The sequence below is a fragment of the Amycolatopsis bartoniae genome (assembly GCF_014191255.1).
Lineage (GTDB): Bacteria > Actinomycetota > Actinomycetes > Mycobacteriales > Pseudonocardiaceae > Amycolatopsis_E > Amycolatopsis_E bartoniae.
This window is the reverse complement of the sequence record NZ_JACHWH010000002.1, coordinates 649,749-668,481: the sequence shown is the minus strand read 5'-3', so window position 1 is coordinate 668,481 and position 18,733 is coordinate 649,749. Positions and strand designations below refer to the sequence as shown.

Sequence of the window (18,733 nt, the reverse complement as noted above, 5' to 3'; positions counted from 1 at the left end):
TTTGCTGATCGCCGTCTTCGCGGCGCTCGCACTCACACTGCGCGGGTTGGAGAAGCTGTGACGGGATCCGGCCTGGCGGCCGACATCGTCGGCGCCGTACTGGCGCTGGGGCTGGTCGTGTACCTGTTCGTGGCACTGATCAAGCCGGAGAAGTTCTAGTGAACGATCTCTTGTCCGGCTTTCTGCAAGTCGGCATTCTCCTTGTCGCCTTGGCGATTGTCTACAAACCTCTCGGCGACTACCTGGCACGTGTCCTGACCACGGACAAGCACCTCAGGGTCGAGCGCGGCCTGTACCGGCTCTTCCGCGTGGACCCGGACGCCGAGCAGCGCTGGCCCACGTACGCGCTGGGCGTGCTCGCGTTCTCGCTCGTGTCCGTGGTCTTCCTGTACCTGCTGCAGCGCCTCCAGGCGTTCCTGCCCCTGAACTTCGGGCGGGGCGCGGTGAGCCCGGGCGTCGCCTTCAACACGGCCGTCAGCTTCGTGACCAACACGAACTGGCAGTCCTACGTGCCCGAGACGACGATGGGCCACGTCGTGCAGATGGCCGGCCTGACGGTGCAGAACTTCCTGTCCGCCGCGGTCGGGCTCGCCGTCGCGGTCGCGTTGATCCGCGGCTTCCTGCGCTCGCGCACCGACCGGCTCGGCAACTTCTGGGTGGATCTCACGCGCGGCACCGTGCGGGTCCTGCTGCCGATCTCGTTCGTGTTCGCGATCGTGCTCATCGCGCTCGGAGTGGTGCAGAGCCTGCACTCCGGCATCGCGGTGACCAATCCGGACGGTTCGCAGAGCACCATCGCGATCGCCCCGGCCGCGAGCCAGGAGGCGATCAAGGAGCTCGGCACCAACGGCGGCGGCATCTTCAACGCCAACTCCGCGCACCCGTTCGAGAACCCGAACGTCTGGAGTGATCTCGTCGAGGTCTTCCTGCTGCTGGTGATCCCGGTGTCGCTCACCCGCACGTTCGGCAAGCTCGTCGGGAACCGCAGGCAGGGTTACGTCCTGCTGTCGGTGATGGGTCTGTTGTGGACGTTCGTGCTCGCGGTGACCTGGTGGGCCGAGGCGCATCCGAACGGTCCGGCGGCACTGCTCGCGGGGGCCAACCTGGAGGGCAAGGAACAGCGGTTCGGCATCAGCGGCTCGTCGCTGTTCGCCACCAGCACCACCGGCACCTCGACCGGCGCGGTCAACTCGATGCACGACAGCTTCAGCGGGCTCGGCGGCGGAATGCCGTTGCTGCACATGCTGTTCAGCGAGGTTTCGCCGGGCGGTGTCGGCACCGGGCTCTACGGGATCCTGGTGATGGCGATCATCGCGATGTTCCTGGCCGGACTGATGGTCGGGCGCACGCCGGAGTACCTCGGCAAGAAACTGGGCAGGCGGGAGGTCACCGCGGCCGCGATCTCGATGCTCGCGATGCCGACGGTGATGCTGCTCGGTTCGGGCGTCGCGCTGCTGCTGCCCGGGACCACGGCCGCGATGGCCAACAGCGGCTCGCACGGACTGTCCGAAGTGCTCTACGCCTACACCTCGACCGCCAACAACAACGGCAGCGCGTTCGCCGGGATCACCGTCACCGACGGCTGGTTCCAGTCGTCGCTGTCGGTCGCGATGCTCGTCGGCCGGTTCGTGCCGATCCTCGCGACGCTCTGCCTCGCCGGATCCCTCGCCGCACAACGGAAGGTGCCCGAGACCGCGGGCACCCTGCCCACCACGGGACCGCTGTTCGGTTCGATGCTGGCCGGCACGATCCTGCTCGTCGCGGCGCTGACGTTCGTTCCGGCGCTCGCTCTCGGTCCCATCGCGGAGGCCATGGCATGACCGTCACACAGGAAAAGCCCGCTCCCACAAGGGAATCCGAGGTACGCGTCGGCGCGGGCGTGTTCAGCCCGCGGCAGCTGCTGGTGTCATTGCCCGAAGCATTGCGCAAGCTCGACCCACGGCACCAGCTGCACAACCCCGTCATGTTCGTGGTCTGGGTCGGTTCGGCGCTCACCACGGTGTTCGCGGTCCTCGACCCCAGCGTGTTCACGATCCTCGTCGCGGTCTGGCTCTGGTTCACCGTCGTGTTCGCCAACCTCGCCGAGGCCGTCGCCGAGGGGCGAGGCAAGGCGCAGGCGGAGTCCTTGCGGCGCACCAAGAAGGAGACGGTCGCCCGTCGCCTCACGGACGGTGCCGAGGAGCGGGTGCCGGGCGTCGACCTGAAGATCGGCGACCTCGTGGTCGTCGAGGCGAACGAGGTGATCCCGGGCGACGGCGACGTAATCGAGGGCATCGCGACGGTCGACGAGTCGGCCATCACGGGCGAGTCGGCGCCGGTGATCCGCGAGTCCGGCGGCGACCGGTCGGCCGTCACCGGCGGCACCACCGTGTTGTCCGACCGGATCGTCGTGAAGATCACGACCAAGCCCGGCGAGACCTTCGTGGACCGGATGATCGCGCTCGTGGAGGGCGCGTCCCGGCAGAAGACGCCGAATGAAGTCGCGTTGACAATCCTACTTTCCACTTTGACGATCATCTTCTTGTTGGCAGTCGTCGCGTTGCAGCCGATGGCGGCCTACTCGGGCAGTCGTCAGTCGGTCGTCGTGCTGACGGCGTTGCTGGTCTGCCTGATCCCGACGACGATCGGTGCGCTGCTGTCGGCCATCGGCATCGCGGGCATGGACCGGCTGGTGCAGCGCAACGTGCTCGCCACCTCGGGCCGCGCGGTCGAGGCCGCGGGCGATGTCTCGACGCTGCTGCTGGACAAGACCGGCACGATCACCTTCGGCAACCGCAAGGCCACTGAGCTGATCCCGGTCGGCGGCGCGAGTGCCGAACAACTCGTGGCGGCCGCGCGGCTCGCCAGCCTCGCCGACGGCACGCCGGAGGGCCGCAGCATCGTCGAGCTGACCGGGCCCGCGACCGCGGACCCGGGTGGCGAGTTCGTGCCGTTCACCGCGCAGACCCGGATGAGCGGTATCGACCTCGGCTCGCGGCAGGTGCGCAAGGGCGCGGCGAGCGCCGTGCGCGAATGGGTGCGCGGGCACGGCGGTGAGTTCCCCGACGAGACGAACCGGATTGTCGACGAAATCAGTCAGCAGGGCGGCACACCGCTCGTGGTGGCCGAATTGACCGCTGGCCACGCGTTCGTACGCGGGGTCATCCGGCTGTCGGACGTCGTGAAGCCCGGGATGCGCGAGCGGTTCGCCGAGCTGCGCACGATGGGCATCCGGACGGTGATGATCACCGGCGACAACCCGCTCACCGCGCGTGCCATCGCCGAGGACGCCGGCGTCGACGACTACCTCGCCGAGGCCAAGCCCGAGGACAAGATGGCGCTGATCCACCAGGAACAGGAGGGCGGGCGGCTCGTCGCGATGACCGGCGACGGCACGAACGACGCGCCCGCGCTGGCCGCGTCCGACGTCGGGGTCGCGATGAACACCGGCACCATGGCGGCCAAGGAGGCCGGCAACATGGTCGACCTCGACTCCGACCCGACGAAGCTGATCGAGATCGTCGAGATCGGCAAGCAGCTGCTGATCACCCGTGGTGCGCTGACGACGTTCTCCATCGCGAACGACCTCGCGAAGTACTTCGCGATCCTGCCCGCGATGTTCGTGGCGATCTACCCGCAGCTGGGCGGGCTGAACATCCTGCACCTGCACTCGCCGCAGTCGGCGATCCTGTCCGCGGTGGTGTTCAACGCGCTGATCATCGTGCTGCTCATCCCGCTGGCCCTGCGTGGCGTGCGGTACAAGCCGTCGAGCGCGTCCTCGCTGCTGCGGCGGAACCTGCTGGTCTACGGCGTCGGCGGCATCGTGACGCCGTTCCTCGGCATCTGGCTCGTGGACCTGGTGGTCCGCTTCATCCCTGGAATCGGGTAGTGCTCATGAAGGCATGGTTCAAGCAGGCGGGCGCGGGACTGCGCGTGCTGCTGGTGTTCACGGTGCTGCTGGGGGTGGTCTACCCCCTCGGTGTGTGGGCGGTTTCGCGGCTGCCGGGGCTGGAGGCGCACGCCGAAGGCTCGGTGGTCACCGTCGACGGGCAGGCCGTGGGCTCGTCGCTCATCGGGATCGACCCGAAGCCGGCGGACCCCGCGCGCGACCCGTACTTCCACACGCGTGCGTCGGCGACGGGCGACCCGTCCACGTCGGGCGGGTCCAACCTCGGCGGGTTCAGCGACAAACTGGTGCAGCAGGTCCAGGAACGCAAGGCGGCCATCGCCCAGCGCGAGGGCGTCTCGCCGGACGCCGTTCCCGCGGACGCCGTCACGGCTTCGGCTTCCGGCGTCGATCCGGACATCAGCGTCGCGTACGCGGACCTGCAGGCGCCGAGGGTGGCGCGGATGACCGGACTGCCGGAGGCGCAGGTGCGGGAGCTCGTCCAGCAGCACACGAGCGGGGACGGCATCGGGATCCCCGGGGTGAACGTGCTGGCGCTGAACCTCGCGGTCGCCGCGGCGGAGGCACACTGAAACCGTGGACGGACAGCAGGATCGGCCGCCCCGGGGAGAGCTGCGGATCTACCTCGGGGCGGCGCCCGGCGTCGGCAAGACCTTCGCGATGCTGGGCGAGGCGCGGCGGCGGCTGGAGCGCGGCACCGACGTCGTGGCCGGGCTCGTCGAGACGCACGGCCGCGCCAAGACCGCCGCGCTCCTCGACGGCATCGAGGTCGTGCCGCGGCGCACCGGCGTGCACCGTGGGCGCGAGTTCACCGAGCTGGATGTCGACGCGGTCCTCGCCCGCAGGCCCGAAGTGGCCATTGTGGACGAACTCGCGCACACCAACATCCCCGGTTCGCGCAACGAGAAGCGCTGGCAGGACGTCGAGGAGCTGCTCGCCGCGGGCATCGACGTGCTGTCCACCGTCAACGTGCAGCACCTGCAGAGCCTCAACGACGTCGTCGAGAAGATCACCGGGGTGCCGCAGCAGGAGACGGTGCCCGACGAGGTGGTGCGCCGAGCCGAGCAGGTCGAGCTGGTCGACCTCACGCCCGAGGCGCTGCGCCGCCGCCTGGCGCACGGCAACATCTACCCCGCGGAGCGGATCGACGCCGCGCTGGGCAACTACTTCCGGCCCGGCAACCTGACCGCGCTGCGCGAGCTGGCGCTGCTGTGGGTGGCAGACCAGGTGGACGTGGCGCTGCAGCGGTACCGCGCCGAGCAGCGGATCACCGAAACGTGGGAGACGCGTGAGCGGGTCGTCGTCGCGATCACGGCGGGGCCGGAGAGCGAGACGCTGATCCGGCGCGGCAGCCGGATCGCTGCGCGGGCGGGCGCGGAGCTGCTGGTGGTGCACGTCCAGCACGCGGACGGGTTGTCCCCGCTCGTGCCGCTGGACCTGGGGAAGTACCGGAAGCTGGCGGACGAGGTGGGTGCCACGTTCCACACCGTGGTCGGCGACGACGTGCCGACGGCGCTGCTCGACTTCGCCCGCGGGGTCAACGCGACGCAGCTCGTGCTGGGCACGTCCCGGCGGTCGCGGGTGGCGCGGCTGTTCGACGAGGGCAAGGGCTCGACCGTGGTGCGGCACTCCGGCGCCATCGACGTGCACATGGTCACCCACCCCGAGGCCGGCGGCCGGTTGCGGTCGTGGCTGGAGCGGCGCAGCCCGCTCAAACCGTCGCGGCGCGGGGTCGGATGGGTGCTGTCGGTGCTCGTACCGGCGCTCGCCACCGTGATCGGTGTGCTGCTGCGCGGACAGCTGGACTTCTCGACGGACGTCGTGGACTACTTCCTGGCCACGGTCGTGGTCGCGCTGGTCGGCGGGCTCGGGCCCGCGCTCGTCGCCGCGCTGCTTTCGGCCGGGCTGCTCAACTTCTTCTTCACCGAGCCCTTCTACACGCTGACCGTGCACGCGCAGAGCAATGTCACCACGCTGGTCGCGATGGTCGTGGTCGGCGTGCTGGTCGCGCTCGTCGTCGACGCCGCCGCACGCCGCGCGTCCCAGGCGACGCAGGCCAGGACCGAGGCTTCGCTGCTCGCGTCGTACGCGCGGACGGTGCTGACGAGCACCGCGCCCCTGCCGCGGTTGCTGGAGAAGGTGCGTGAAAACTTCGGCCTGGAGGCGGTGAGCCTGGTCGAGAAGCGGGACGGGGTGTGGCACCGGGTGGAGGAGTGCGGGCCGAACCCGTGCGAGGAACCCGACGAGGCCGATGTGGACATTCCCGTGACGGCGGACGTGCACCTGACGTTGCGGGGCAGGGCCTTGCCCGCGGCGGACCGGCGCGTGCTGGAGGCGGCGGCCGGGCAGGCGCTGCTCGCGTTGCGGCAGCAACGGTTGGCGGCGGCGACGGCGGAGGCGGAGCGCAAGGCGGAGGCGACGGAGCTGCGGACGGCCCTGTTGTCGGCGCTGGGGCACGACCTGCGCACGCCGCTGACCTCGATCAAGGCGGCCATCGGCAGCCTGCGGGCGCAGGACATCGAGCTGTCGCAGGAGGACACCGGGGAGCTGCTGGCGACGGCGGAGGAGTCGACCGACCGGCTGGCGGGCTTGGTGGACAACCTGCTGGACTCGTCCCGGCTCGCGACCGGTGCGGTGCGTCCCCAGCTGCGCCCGGTCGGCTACGACGAGGTCGTCGCGCACGCACTGTCCACTGTGGAACACTCGGAGCCGGTGGTGGTCGCGGTGGACGAGCACCTGCCCGCCGTGCTGGCGGATCCGGGCCTGTTGGAAAGGGTCGTGGCGAACGTGGTGGACAACGCGCTGCGGCACGGTCGTGGTGCGGAGCCGGTGGCGGTGCGGGGGAGCACGCACGCGGAGTACGTGGAGCTGCGGGTGATCGACCACGGGCGCGGCCTGAAGAAGCGGGCCGCGGACTCGGCTTTCGCGCCGTTCCAGCGGTTGGGGGACCGGGACAGCACGCCGGGCATAGGCTTGGGTCTGTCGGTGGCGAAGGGTTTCACGGAGGCCATGGGCGGCACGATCAGGGCGGAGGACACGCCCGGCGGCGGTTTGACAGTGGTCATCTCGCTGCGGGCGGCGCGGGAGGGGGAGCGGTGACGGCGACGGTGCTGGTGGTCGACGACGAGCCGCAGATCGTGCGGGCGTTGCGCATCAACCTGGCCGCGCGGGGCTACAAGGTGATCACCGCCCACGACGGAGCCGCGGCGCTGCGTGCGGTGGCGGAAACCAGGCCGGACGTGGTGATCCTGGACCTGGGCCTGCCGGACATGGACGGTAATGAGGTCATCGCCGGGCTGAGGGGCTGGACGACGGTCCCGATCATCGTGCTGTCGGCCAGGAGCGACTCCCCGGACAAGGTGCACGCCCTGGACGCGGGCGCGGACGACTACGTGACGAAGCCCTTCGGCATGGACGAACTACTGGCACGCCTACGGGCCGCCGTGAGACGTTCCACGGTGTCCACTTCGGACGATGTCGAAGCGGTAGTGAAGACCGAAGCGTTCACAGTGGACCTGGCGGCGAAGAAGGTGGAACGCGACGGCCAGGAAGTGCACCTGACCAAAACGGAGTGGGGCGTACTGGAACTGCTGATCAGAAACAGAGGCAGACTGGTCTCGCAGAAGCAGTTGTTGAGAGACGTCTGGGGGCCGACGTACGAGAACGAGACCCACTACCTGAGGGTGTACCTGGCACAACTCAGAAGAAAGCTGGAACAACAACCCTCAAGACCCAAACACCTGCTGACAGAACCAGGCATGGGCTACCGATTCGAAGGCTGAAAGGCGGTCTTCACCCGCGAAGCGCGTCACTGCCCACTAGGCGTAGTAGACGCCCCACCGGAATCCCCGGTCGAAGAACTCGGCGGAGTGCTCGATTCACTGGACGGCGGCGTCGAGTCAGGCGGCGTGGACGACTCCGAACTGGGCGGCGTCGACTGCGAACTCGACGGCGGCGTGGATGACGGCGGCTTGGAATGCGAGGACGTCGGCGGCGGGTCGTCCTTCCCGGGATCCGAAGGCGTCACCGGGTTCGACGGCGGGATCTGCGTCCCCGGCGGAATGTACGTCCCCGCTGGAATCGGCGTCCCCGGCGCCAGCACGACCGGCTTCTGACCGGACCCCGGCGCCGGCAGGATCGTCACCACCGGCTTCCCGTCCGGCCCGACGCTGACGACCGCCGTCGGGGACGTCGCCGGGTCGGGCTGGGCCGTGCCGTTCACCGTGGTGGTGCCCGGCACGGGGTTGCCCGGGATCAGCTGCGGCCCGGACGCCGAGTTGGCGTTCCCGCCCGGAAAGTCACCGCTCGCGGTGTTCGTCGAGGACGAGGACAGCTGGGCGAGGCCACCGAACGCCGTCGCGAGGACGACACCGCTGACCGCCAGCAGCACGTACCCGTTCCGCTTCGAGCGGGACGAGGAGTCGCGGGGCGGCGCGACTTCGGCGCGCTGACTCGATCGTGACCCGGAATGGGCCATGGGTGGCTCCTTGCTGAGGATTTTCGCCTGTTGTTGCCCGGGCGGAGTAGCCCAGGCGGTGGACCCGACGGGGAGGTTAGCACCGTTGGTTAACGGTGTGCGAGCGGCTCGGTGCGCACCGTTCACCCTCCGCAACCAAGTTTATGGGGCACCATGGGGGTCATGAGCGGGGAAAAGGACGTGGCGCGCCTCACCGCGTGGGTGAGCGGCCGGGTGCAGGGTGTCGGTTTCCGCTGGTGGACCCGGTGCCGCGCGCTGGAGCTGGAGCTGGTCGGCAGCGCGCGGAACCTGCCGGACGGGCGGGTGGAGGTGATCGCGGAGGGTGCAGAAGAACACTGTCAGCAGCTCCTCTCGCTGCTCCGGTCGCCGTCCTCACCCGGAAGTGTGGATCAGGTGATCGAGCACTGGTCGCCGCCGCAGGGCGGGCTGGCCGGGTTTGTCGAGAAGTGAGGCCAACGGGGCTGGTGTGACCACTGGGAAGCGCCACGCCGGGCCCCGGCCGCGCCTCCCGCAGTCGCGAACCCGGCCTCGGTAGACTCAACCGACCGGCAGAGGTTCGCAGCACCGGAGGGGTCCCCGCCACGTGCATCTGAAGAGTCTGACGCTGAAGGGCTTCAAGTCCTTCGCCTCGGCGACCACCCTGCGGTTCGAACCCGGCATCACGTGCGTCGTCGGGCCGAACGGCTCGGGCAAGTCCAACGTGCTCGACGCGTTGCGCTGGGTCATGGGCACGCAGGGGGCGAAGGACCTGCGTGGCGGCAAGATGGAGGACGTCATCTTCGCCGGCACCGCGGGCCGCGCCCCGCTCGGCCGCGCCGAGGTGACGCTGACCATCGACAACGCCGACGGCGCGCTGCCGATCGAGTACTCCGAGGTCTCCATCACGCGCCGCATGTTCCGCGACGGGGCGAGCGAGTACGAGATCAACGGCAGCTCGTGCCGCCTGCTGGACATCCAGGAACTGCTGTCGGACTCCGGTATCGGCCGCGAGATGCACGTCATCGTCGGCCAGGGCCAGCTGTCGCAGATCCTGGAGTCGAAGCCCGAGGAGCGCCGCGCGTTCATCGAAGAGGCCGCGGGCGTGCTCAAGCACCGCAAGCGCAAGGAAAAGGCGCTGCGCAAGCTCACCGCGATGCAGGGCAACCTCGACCGCCTCGGTGACCTGACCGCGGAGCTGCGCCGCCAGCTCAAGCCGCTGGGCAAGCAGGCCGAGATCGCCCGCAAGGCCCAGACGGTGCAGGCCGAGCTGCGGGACGCGCGCCTGCGCCTGCTCGCCGACGACCTGGTGACCCAGCGCGAGGCCATCGCCAGGGAAGAGGCGGACGAGGCCACCGCCCGCGCCCGCCGCGCCGAGGTCGAGCAGGCGCTGGAGATGGTCAGCGCCGAGGAGAACCAGCTCGAAGCGTTGCTGGCGGAGGACGCGCCGCGGCTGAACCAGACGCAGGACACCTGGTACAAGCTGTCGGCGCTCGCCGAGCGCCTGCGCGGCACCGTCCGGCTGGCCGTCGAGAAGCAGCGGCACCTGTCGGCCGACGTCGAGACGCACCAGAGCGGCCGCGACCCCGAGGAGCTGCTCGCCGAGGCCGAGCAGGTCGCGATGCGCGAGGAGGAGCTGAACGAAGCCGTCGCGCAGGCGCGCTCGATCCTCTCGGAGGCCGTGCAGCGCCGCGAGCAGCTGGAGCACGCCGTGCAGGCCGCCGAGCGCGCGCACATGGCGGCGGTGCGGGCGATCGCCGACCGCCGCGAGGGGCTGGCGAAGCTCACCGGTCAGGTCGAGGCGCTGCGCAGCAAGAACGGCGCCACCGCCGACGAGATCGACCGCCTCACCACCGCGATCGACGAGGCCGCCGCGCGCGCCGAGATCGCCGTGGAGGAGCTGGAGGAGGCCAAGGCCGAGGGCGGTGTCGAGGAGTCCGACGACGCGGAGCTGCAGGCCCGCCACGACCGCGCGGTGGAGGCGAACAACGCAGCCAAGGCCCGCGTCGAAGAGCTGGTCAAGGCCGAGCGTGCCACCGAGCGCGAGATCGCTTCGGAGAAGGCGCGCGTCGACGCGCTGTCGATGGGGCTGCGCCGCAAGGACGGCGCGGGTGCGCTGCTGGGCGCGGCCGACCAGCTGCCCGGTCTGCTCGGGTCGGTCGCCGCGCTGCTGACCGTCGAGCCCGGTTACGAGGTCGCGCTCGCCGCGGCGCTCGGCCCGGTCGCCGACGCGGTCGCCGTGCAGGGCGGGGAAGACGCACTGGCCGCGCTGAAGTACCTGAAGGACAACGACTCCGGCCGTGCGGGCGTGCTGCTCGGCGGCCAGCAGTACACAGTGGACACCACGTCGTGGCCGTCGCTTCCGGACGGTGCGCGCTGGGCGCGTGAGGTCGTCACGGCGCCGGAGGCGTTGCGCCCGGCGGTGGAACGCGCGCTGGAGCGCGTCGCGGTGGTGTCCGATCTGGACAGTGCGCGCCGGGTGGTGGCCGTGCACCCGGACGTCAGCACGGTGACCACCGAGGGCGACGTCTTCGGCTCGCACTGGGCGGTCGGCGGTTCCTCGCGCAGCGAGAGCGTCATCGAGGTGCAGGCCGCGGTCGACGAGGCGCAGGACAGGCTGCTCGCGGCGGAACGGCTGCTGGAGCGCACCGCCGCCGAGCTGGAGGGCGCCCGCGCCGAGCAGCAGGCCCGCCGCGAGGAGGTCGGGCAGGCCAAGGACGCGCTGGGCGAGGCGAAGGTCCGCAAGGCGCGTTCGTCGGAGCGGCTCAACCGGCTGCAGCAGGCCGCGCGTTCGGCCGAGGCCGAGGTGACGCGCCTGCACCAGCAGCGGGCGAAGGTCGAGAACAGCAGGCAGGAAGCGGTCGAGAAGCTCGCCGAGCTGGAGGAACGGCTCTCCGCCGTCGCCGAGGAAGCGGTGGACGAGGACCCGGACACCAGCGAGCGCGACGAGATGGCCGAGCAGCTGGCCCTCGTCCGGCAGGAGGAGGTCGAGGCGCGGCTCGCGCTGCGCACGGCCGAGGAGCGGGCGCGGGGTATCGCGGGCCGCGCGGAGTCGCTGCGCCGTGCCGCGTACGCGGAGCAGCAGGCGCGGGAGCGCGCCGAGCGCGCACGGGCGTCGCGGGCGAAGGGTGCCGCGATCGCGTCGGCGGTCGTCGACGCCGGTGAGCTGGCGCTGGAGCGCATCGAGCAGTCGGTGCAGCGGGCGGCGGCCGAGCGCGACGAGGTGCAGGCGGCCCGGCAGGGCCGGGAGACCGCGCTGGCCCAGGTTCGCAGCCGCGTCCGCGAGCTGACCGGCGAGCTGGAGAAGCTGACCGACGCCGTGCACCGCGACGAGGTGCTGCGGGCGGAGCAGCGGCTTCGGCTGGAGCAGCTGGAGAGCAAGATCGGCGAGGACTTCGGCATCGGCCTGGAGGACCTGGTTTCCGAGTACGGGCCGGATGTGCCGGTGCCGCCGAGCGCCGGGGAGATGGCCGAGTACGAGGAGGCGCGCGAGCGCGGCGAGTCGGTGACGGCGCCGCCGCCGATCCCGTACGACCGGGCGACGCAGGAGCGGCGGGCGAAGCGCGCGGAGAAGGACCTGTCCATGCTGGGCAAGGTCAACCCGCTGGCGCTGGAGGAGTTCGCCGCGCTGGAGGAGCGCTACAAGTTCCTTTCCACGCAGCTCGAAGACCTCAAGGCGACGCGAAAGGACCTGCTGACGGTCATCAAGGAGGTGGACGACAAGATCCTGGAGGTCTTCACGTCCGCCTACTGGGACGTCGCCCGCGAATTCGAGACCGTGTTCTCCGTGCTGTTCCCCGGCGGAGAAGGCCGCATGGTGCTGACAGAGCCGGACGACATGCTCGCCACGGGCGTGGACGTCGAGGCGCGCCCGCCGGGCAAGAAGGTCAAGCGGCTGTCGCTGCTGTCCGGTGGCGAGAAGTCGCTGGTGGCGGTGGGCATGCTGGTCGCGATCTTCCGCGCCCGCCCCTCGCCGTTCTACGTGATGGACGAGGTCGAGGCCGCGCTGGACGACACCAACATGCGGCGGCTGATCGGCCTGCTGGAGCAGCTGCGCGACTCGTCGCAGCTGATCATCATCACGCACCAGAAGCCGACGATGGAAATCGCGGACGCGCTGTACGGCGTGAGCATGCAGGGCGACGGAATCACGAAGGTGATTTCGCAGCGGCTGCGGGAGGAAAAAGTCGAAGCCGTTTCGGCGAATTAGCCCGATCGATACCGCGTGAAAAGTTTTTCACGGGTAATCACGCTGCGTGCTGGTCCATACCACCCGGGTGGCGCTAGACGGCGAAGTTAACGCTGGCTTAACCTCGGTAATCGATTTCTCGTCTCATCCCCGCCCCGCAGGAGTCCCCGCCGTGCCCACTGTCGTGCACAGAAAAAGCCTGGTCACCGCTGTCGTCCTCGCCTTCGCCCTGCTCGTTCCCTGGCATGCTTCGGCCACCGTGCCGTTCGGCCCGCCCAAGGGGCCGGTCGGCTGGGACACCTACCGCTCGCTCTCCGCGCTGGCCCAGCTGCGGCCGGGCGAACAGATGAAACAGTTTTCGAGTTTCGACCGGACCGGCGACAACGACGACGGGTTCAACGGCACCTATTCCTGCCTCCGCCACGACGACGACGGCTGCGTGATCGCCGAATCGCACACGGCGGGGGAGGTGTCGTCGATCTGGTTCACCTACCTGTCGGACTCCGTCGCGCCGATCGGGCAGATCAAGGTGGAGCTGGACGGCCGCACGGTGCTGCACGGTTCGGTGCAGGACATCGTGGACGGGGCGACGGGCGCGCCGTTCGTGTGGCCGCTGGTCGGGAACTCGGCGGACACGATGGGCGGCGCGGTGATCAAGGTGCCGATGCCGTACACGCACTCGATGCGGATCACCACGGAGAACAACCCGCACTTCTACCACGTGGCGTACCGCCAGTTCGCCGACGCGACGGGCGTGCGCACGTTCGACCCGAACGACAAGGCGCTCGACGTGATCCAGCGCCTGCGGGGTTACGGCGTGCGCGACCCGAAGCCCGCCGCGCCGGGCAGCCGCACCGAGCAGGCGGGCGTCACGCTCGCCCCGGGCGCCGCGATGACCGTGCCGGTGAGCGGCCCCGGGCAGCTCGACGAACTCTCGCTGCGGCTGCCGCAGGTGGTCGCCGCGCCCGCGGTCTACGACGACGGCCGCGCCTTCGCCAACGGGGAAAGCGCTTTCACCGCGGCCATTTCCCCGCTGAACCAGGGCGTGCGCGTCACCCGCCGCTACGACGCGGGGATCGGCAACCAGCGGGCCACCCTGAGCGTGAACGGGACGCCGGCGGGGGAGTGGAGCAACGGCGCGTCGCAGCCCGGCACCTGGGCCGAGCAGACGATCGAGCTGCCCGCGGCGCTCACCGCGCACCGCTCGTCGCTGCAGCTGGCGAACGAGTTCGAGTCCTCGGACCTGGACGTCAACGAGTTCCGGTACGAGATCCACAGCCTGGTCGGCGGCCAGTGGGTGCGCACCGACATCATGGACCTCGGCCCGAACCACCCCAGTGACGAGGCCGTGCACGGCTACCGGATCACGGGCCAGACGTGGGCCGGGCTGCAGCAGTTCCGGTACGCCTCCGACGCCGGGCGGGTCGCGGCCTCCGACGCGGTCCTCGACGGGCTGCGGCTGCGGATCAGCTTCGACGGCCAGACCACTGTGGACGCTCCGGTCGGCGAGTTCTTCGGCTCCGGTCTCGGCAAGTATGCCTCGCGCACGCTCCTGCACTCGATCGACACCACCGACAACGGCGCGTTCACGTCGTGGTGGCCGATGCCGTACCGGCAGCGGGCGGTAGTCGAGTTGGTGAACACCTCGCAGGTGCCCGTCACGGCGGGGAGCCTCGCGGTGACGTGGGCGCGCGACGGGTCCGTTGTGGACGGTCTGGCTCGTGGCGACCTCGGGTACTTCCACGCGACCCAGGACCGCGGGAACACCGTGCCGGGGCAGGACTGGACGTTCCTGAACACCCAGGGGCGCGGCCTGTTCTACGGCATCACCACCACCATGCGCGGGCACATCCCGCCCGGCCCGGTGCACCAGATGAACTTCCTCGAAGGCGACGAGCGCGTGTACCCGGACGGTTCGCAGAGCCCGCTGGAGTACGGCACGGGTTCGGAGGACTTCTACGAGTCCGGCTGGTACTTCCAGGACGCGCGGGACGGTTTCGTCGAGGGCGTGCCGTACGCGATGCCGCAGGCGGGGCTGGTGAGCCACGAGAACGGGACCGACGGCTGCCAGTACGTGTGCCTCAACGCGTACCGCCTGCTGATGGCCGACGCGGTGCCGTTCGGCAACGGCGTGGAGTTCGACATCGAGCACGGCAACCGGTCGCAGATGCCCGCCGAGTACAGCTCGACGGCCTACTGGTACGGCCAGGCCGACCCGTCGCTGACGCCGTCGGACGTGGTGGACGTGGCCGACGCCGCCTCCCGCGCCGCGCACGGCTACACCGCGCCCGGCGAGACGATGACCACGCTGACCTCGACGTTCGAGGGCAAGGCCGACCGGACCCCGGTCACCGGCACGGTCACGGCGACCACGGCGCCGGTCACCTTCACCGCCCGCGTCGCGCAGGACAACCAGGGCGTGCGGCTGCGGCGGATCTCCGACCAGGCCAACGCCTTCCAGCGGGCGGCGGTGTTCGTGGACGGCAAACCGGTGGGGGAGTGGTACCAGCCGCTCGGCAACGGCTACTCGCGCTGGCTGGAGGACTCCTTCGACCTGCCGACGTGGGCGACCGCGGGCCACTCCTCGGTGCAGGTGCGGCTGGAACCGGTGGCGGGCGCGCCCGCCTGGTCCGGCGCCCGGTACTCGGTGTTCTCGCAGACCCTCACGCCTGCGGCGGACTGACGTAGGGCGCCAGGCTCTCCGCCAGGGCCGGCCGGTTACCGGACACGGCGAACACCGGCCGGGCCCTGGTGTCCCACCGGTCCGCGAGCACGTCGCGGACGAACCGGGCCACTCGTTCCGGCGCCGGTACCGCGTCGTCGCCACCCAGGTGCGCGAGCACCTCGGGCGTCTCGCGGGGATCGGTCTCCACGGCCAGCGCCCACCCGCTGCTCTCGCTCCACACCAGCATGAGGTCCTCGCCCGGCCGCCGCGCCCCGCGCCGCAGCGCGATGTAGGCGGTGGCGGTGTCGCTGATCTCGAAGCTGGTGCCCTGCTCGGGGAGGTCGAGCGCGGTGGCGATGGCACGGAGGTACCCGGCGAGCCCCTGCCCGAGGGAGTGGGTGGCGTCGGTTTGGCGGTCCATGACAACCCACCTTAGGAGTACGTCCCCCCATCGGCGCCGGAAGCGCGTAGGCTGGGGTCAGGCGGTCGTTCCGACCGCCGCGGCTCGCCGCTTCTTACCAGCGGGTGCCCCTCTCTCTCCCGGGCCTCGCCCCGGTTTCTCTCATCGCACGAAGGAAGTACATGACTACACCCCGTACCACCGCTCAGTCCCTGTTCAGCCACCCCGACGCCGACGAGCCGGTCACCTACCCCAAGATCCCGAACCAGGGCGAGGACCTCAACGCGCCGTTCGAGGTGCCGCAGCGCTCCGACGCGCGCTGATCACGCGGCCGGGCTGCTGACCTCCGGCTTCGCCGAGGGCGCCGGTGACCGGTGCCGCAGCGAGAGCAGCCCGCCGACCAGCAGCGTGATCAGCACCCCGAGCAGCGTGTACCACGGGAACGCGAGCACCACGGGCTTCGCGCCCGGCGCCGGCGGGATCTTCACCGCCAGCACCACCACGGCCATCACCGCGACGGTCACGACGAACGCGATCACCGCGTCCAGCTGCCGCGCGCGTTTGATCATCAGCCCGAGGAAGAACGCGCCCAGCATCGCGCCGTAGGTGTAACCCGTGATCGACAGGCCCTGCTCGATCACCGGGTTGTTGCGGCTGGAGAACAGCGAGCCGAACACCGCGAACACCACGGCCCACACGAGTGTCCAGATGCGACCGTGCCGCAGCAGCTTCGAGTCCTCCGGCTTGCGCTTGGTGAAGCGCTCGTACAGGTCGGCCACGGTGGAGTTCGACAGTGCGTTCAGCGCGGAGGCGAGCGCGCCCATCGTGGACGCCAGGATCGCGGCGATCAGCAGGCCCGCCACGCCGACCGGCAGCTCGCTGGTGATGAAGTTCGTGAAGATGTCGTCGCTGCTCTTGACGCCCAGCTCCTTGAGGTTGCGGAACCCGTTGTGCGCCCACAGCATCGCGCCGATCAGCAGGAACAGCGCGAACTGGATGGTCACGGCGATCCCGCTGCCGATCAGCGCCTTGCGGCCGTCGGCGATGCTGCGACACGCCAGGAACCGCTGCACGATCAGCTGGTCGGTGCCGTGCGAGGCCATCGTGAAGATCGCGCCGCCGACCACGGCGGTGAGGAACGCGTACTGGCTCGTCAGCAGGTGCAGCCCGTCGAAGTTGAAGTCGAACACGCGGAAGATCCCGGCGTCGGAGGCGCGGGAGGCCCAGCCGGACGGCAGCTTCGTGGCCAGCACGATCGCCGCGACGACCGCCGCGCCTACGTAGACGGTCAGCTGGATGACGTCGACCCACACCACGGCCTTGATCCCGCCGACCAGCGCGTAGATCACGGTGAGCGCGGTGAGCACCACCACGATCTGCCAGTACTGCGTGTGCAGCCCGTAGTGGGTGAGGATCACCTGGATCGGGATGGCGCCCGCGAACAGCCGCACGCCCTCGGCCAGCAGCCGCGTGACGATGAACGCGATCGACGAGACCCCCTGCATCACCGAGCCGAACCGCTCGCCGAGGTACTGGTACGCCGTCGACTGCCTGCCCTTGAAGTACCGCGGCAGCAGCACGAACGACACGAGCGTGCGGCCGATGATGTAGCCGAACGGCAGCTGCAGGTACGTCAGCCCGTTGTAGCTGCCCGACGCCGCCCAGATCAGTCCCGGCGTGCTGATCACCGTCAGCGTCGAGGTCTCCGTGGCCACGATCGAGAAGCACACCGCCCACCACGGCAGGCTGCGCTCGCCGATGAAGTAGTCCGCGGCCGAGCGCTGCCGCCGCCCCACCAGCACGCCCACGGCCGGCATCGCGGCCAGGTACACGACGATGATCGCCAGGTCCACGGGATGCATTCGTCTCTCCTACTCTTCGGGCCCGCCGGTCGCTACCCGCAGACGGGTGACGGCCACGGGGTGTGGTGGGGGCAGGGTCAGAGGTGCGGCACCAGGCGTGATGCTGCCGAGCAGGCGGAGGCCGCGGGCGCCGGTGGCGCTCGGCACGTTCGCGGGCAGGCCGTGCCACGTCAGCCAGCCGAGCAGCGCCGTCAGGTACGCCTCCTTCGCGGCGCGGGGCAGGCCCAGGTCGTCGCTGGTGAGGAGGCGGGCGCGCAGTTTGGCCGACAGGGCGCGCATGAGCGCCGGGTTCTCGACGCCGCCGCCGGAGGCGACGACTGTTCCGGCGTCGCGGCAGGCAGCGGCGATCGTGTGGGCGGTCAGCTCGGTGAGGGTCGCGAGTAGATCCTCGGGCGCCGTCGTGGCGAGGACGTCGTCGAGGTAGGCGGAGTGGAACAGCTCCTTGCCGGTGGACTTCGGGGGCGCGGCGGCGTAGTACGGCTCGGCGAGCAGACGGCGCAGGAGGTCTTCGTCGACGCGGCCCTTCGAGGCGAGTTCGCCGTTCTCGTCGCGTGGGCGGCCCGTCGTGCGCAACGCGGCGAGGTCGAGCAGCGCGTTGCCCGGGCCGGTGTCGTAGGCGATGGCTTCGCCGTCCGGCTGGACGACGGTGACGTTGGCGATGCCGCCGATGTTGAGCGCCACTGCCGGTCGCCCGGTGGATTCGGCCAGCTCACGCAGCCACAGCCGGTCGAGAGTGCTGGCGAGCGGGGCGCCGTGACCGCCGGCCGCGACATCACGGGCCCGCAGGTCCGCGACCACGGGCAGTCCGGTGCGTTCGGCGATCCACGCGGGCCGGCCGAGCTGGAGCGTGCCGCGGGCGCGGCCGTCCTCGACCCAGTGGAAGACGGTCTGGCCGAGGGACGCGACGAGGTCCGCCGGGCCGAACCGGTCGAGCCCCTGCTGCACGGCCTCGGCGAACGCCTGCCCGACGCGGGTGTCCAGCTTGGTGAGCTGCTCGGCGGTGGTCCTGGCGGGCGGCAGGGCGGCGAGCAGGTCCTCGCGCAGCCCGGCGGGGTAGGGGACTTCGAGGAAGCCGGCCGGGGTCAGCACGACCTCCTCGCCGTTCAGGCGCAGGTCGGCGACCGCCACGTCGATCCCGTCGACCGAGGTGCCGGACAGCAGGCCGGCCACGCGCTCTCCCATGGTGGAGTGGTCTAGTCCTTTACTTTCCTGTTCGCAAGACACGTCGTGAATTCTTGTCCGAACCGAGTTTCCGGTAGATGAGACGTGGGGAAACCC

15 protein-coding genes are annotated in these 18,733 nt (G+C 70.4%); 12 read left to right on the top strand and 3 right to left on the bottom strand.

What is annotated here, in order from left to right:
- Positions 1–57: 57 nt before the first annotated feature.
- From kdpF to FHX82_RS15015, 11 genes are all read left to right on the top strand, one after another.
- Entirely contained in the window at positions 58–159 is a 102-nt protein-coding gene (kdpF, locus tag FHX82_RS15065; protein ID WP_145938130.1) for a K(+)-transporting ATPase subunit F, read from the top strand.
- Entirely contained in the window at positions 159–1,820 is a 1,662-nt protein-coding gene (kdpA, locus tag FHX82_RS15060; protein ID WP_145938131.1) for a potassium-transporting ATPase subunit KdpA, read from the top strand. Before kdpF ends, kdpA begins: the two co-directional genes overlap by 1 nt.
- A complete protein-coding gene (gene kdpB, locus FHX82_RS15055) occupies positions 1,817–3,868 on the top strand; it encodes a potassium-transporting ATPase subunit KdpB (RefSeq protein ID WP_145938132.1) in 2,052 nt (683 codons plus the stop codon). Before kdpA ends, kdpB begins: the two co-directional genes overlap by 4 nt.
- A 5-nt stretch (positions 3,869–3,873) precedes the next feature.
- Positions 3,874–4,458, top strand: a complete 585-nt coding sequence (locus FHX82_RS15050; protein WP_145938133.1) for a potassium-transporting ATPase subunit C — start codon at positions 3,874–3,876, stop codon at positions 4,456–4,458.
- Between the two features lie 4 nt (positions 4,459–4,462).
- On the top strand, positions 4,463–6,985 hold the full coding sequence (locus FHX82_RS15045; protein ID WP_145938134.1) for a DUF4118 domain-containing protein: 2,523 nt from the start codon (positions 4,463–4,465) through the stop codon (positions 6,983–6,985).
- The gene (locus FHX82_RS15040) at positions 6,982–7,668 is read left to right on the top strand and encodes a response regulator (RefSeq protein WP_145938135.1); all 687 of its coding nucleotides are present in this window, start codon (positions 6,982–6,984) and stop codon (positions 7,666–7,668) included. The genes FHX82_RS15045 and FHX82_RS15040 overlap by 4 nt, the downstream gene beginning before the upstream one ends.
- An 87-nt stretch (positions 7,669–7,755) precedes the next feature.
- Positions 7,756–8,001 (top strand): hypothetical protein, encoded by a 246-nt coding sequence (locus FHX82_RS15035; RefSeq protein ID WP_145938136.1) that lies wholly within the window; start codon positions 7,756–7,758, stop codon positions 7,999–8,001.
- Between the two features lie 96 nt (positions 8,002–8,097).
- Entirely contained in the window at positions 8,098–8,337 is a 240-nt protein-coding gene (locus FHX82_RS15030) for a hypothetical protein (RefSeq protein WP_145938137.1), read from the top strand.
- 188 nt (positions 8,338–8,525) lie between these two features.
- Positions 8,526–8,813: an acylphosphatase gene (locus FHX82_RS15025; RefSeq protein ID WP_145938138.1), complete on the top strand. Its 288-nt coding sequence runs from the start codon at positions 8,526–8,528 to the stop codon at positions 8,811–8,813.
- Positions 8,814–8,946: 133 nt separating this feature from the next.
- Entirely contained in the window at positions 8,947–12,549 is a 3,603-nt protein-coding gene (gene smc, locus FHX82_RS15020) for a chromosome segregation protein SMC (RefSeq protein ID WP_145938139.1), read from the top strand.
- A gap of 151 nt (positions 12,550–12,700) precedes the next feature.
- Positions 12,701–15,211, top strand: a complete 2,511-nt coding sequence (locus FHX82_RS15015; protein WP_229880914.1) for a glycoside hydrolase family 172 protein — start codon at positions 12,701–12,703, stop codon at positions 15,209–15,211.
- Here FHX82_RS15015 and FHX82_RS15010 read toward each other — a convergent pair.
- Positions 15,192–15,614 carry a DUF6292 family protein gene (locus FHX82_RS15010; protein WP_221215917.1) on the bottom strand — a complete coding sequence of 141 codons (423 nt, stop codon included), beginning with the start codon at positions 15,612–15,614 and terminating at the stop codon, positions 15,192–15,194. The genes FHX82_RS15015 and FHX82_RS15010 overlap by 20 nt on opposite strands.
- A gap of 161 nt (positions 15,615–15,775) precedes the next feature.
- Between FHX82_RS15010 and FHX82_RS15005 the strand changes: the two genes are divergently transcribed.
- A complete protein-coding gene (locus tag FHX82_RS15005) occupies positions 15,776–15,916 on the top strand; it encodes a hypothetical protein (protein WP_183176634.1) in 141 nt (46 codons plus the stop codon).
- Here FHX82_RS15005 and FHX82_RS15000 read toward each other — a convergent pair whose 3' ends face one another.
- A complete protein-coding gene (locus tag FHX82_RS15000; RefSeq protein WP_145938140.1) occupies positions 15,917–17,455 on the bottom strand; it encodes a sodium:solute symporter in 1,539 nt (512 codons plus the stop codon).
- Between the two features lie 9 nt (positions 17,456–17,464).
- On the bottom strand, positions 17,465–18,637 hold the full coding sequence (locus FHX82_RS14995) for an anhydro-N-acetylmuramic acid kinase (RefSeq protein ID WP_145938141.1): 1,173 nt from the start codon (positions 18,635–18,637) through the stop codon (positions 17,465–17,467).
- Positions 18,638–18,733 lie beyond the last annotated feature (96 nt).

Bases quoted from the DNA above. Each gene is read 5' to 3' on its own strand.
- kdpB (WP_145938132.1), top strand. From the start codon at position 1,817: ATGACCGTCACACAGGAAAAGCCCGCTCCCACAAGGGAATCCGAGGTA.
- FHX82_RS15050 (WP_145938133.1), top strand. From the start codon at position 3,874: ATGAAGGCATGGTTCAAGCAGGCGGGCGCGGGACTGCGCGTGCTGCTG.
- FHX82_RS15025 (WP_145938138.1), top strand. From the start codon at position 8,526: ATGAGCGGGGAAAAGGACGTGGCGCGCCTCACCGCGTGGGTGAGCGGC.
- FHX82_RS15010 (WP_221215917.1), bottom strand. From the start codon at position 15,614: ATGGACCGCCAAACCGACGCCACCCACTCCCTCGGGCAGGGGCTCGCC.
- FHX82_RS15005 (WP_183176634.1), top strand. From the start codon at position 15,776: ATGACTACACCCCGTACCACCGCTCAGTCCCTGTTCAGCCACCCCGAC.
- FHX82_RS15000 (WP_145938140.1), bottom strand. From the start codon at position 17,455: ATGCATCCCGTGGACCTGGCGATCATCGTCGTGTACCTGGCCGCGATG.
- FHX82_RS14995 (WP_145938141.1), bottom strand. From the start codon at position 18,637: ATGGGAGAGCGCGTGGCCGGCCTGCTGTCCGGCACCTCGGTCGACGGG.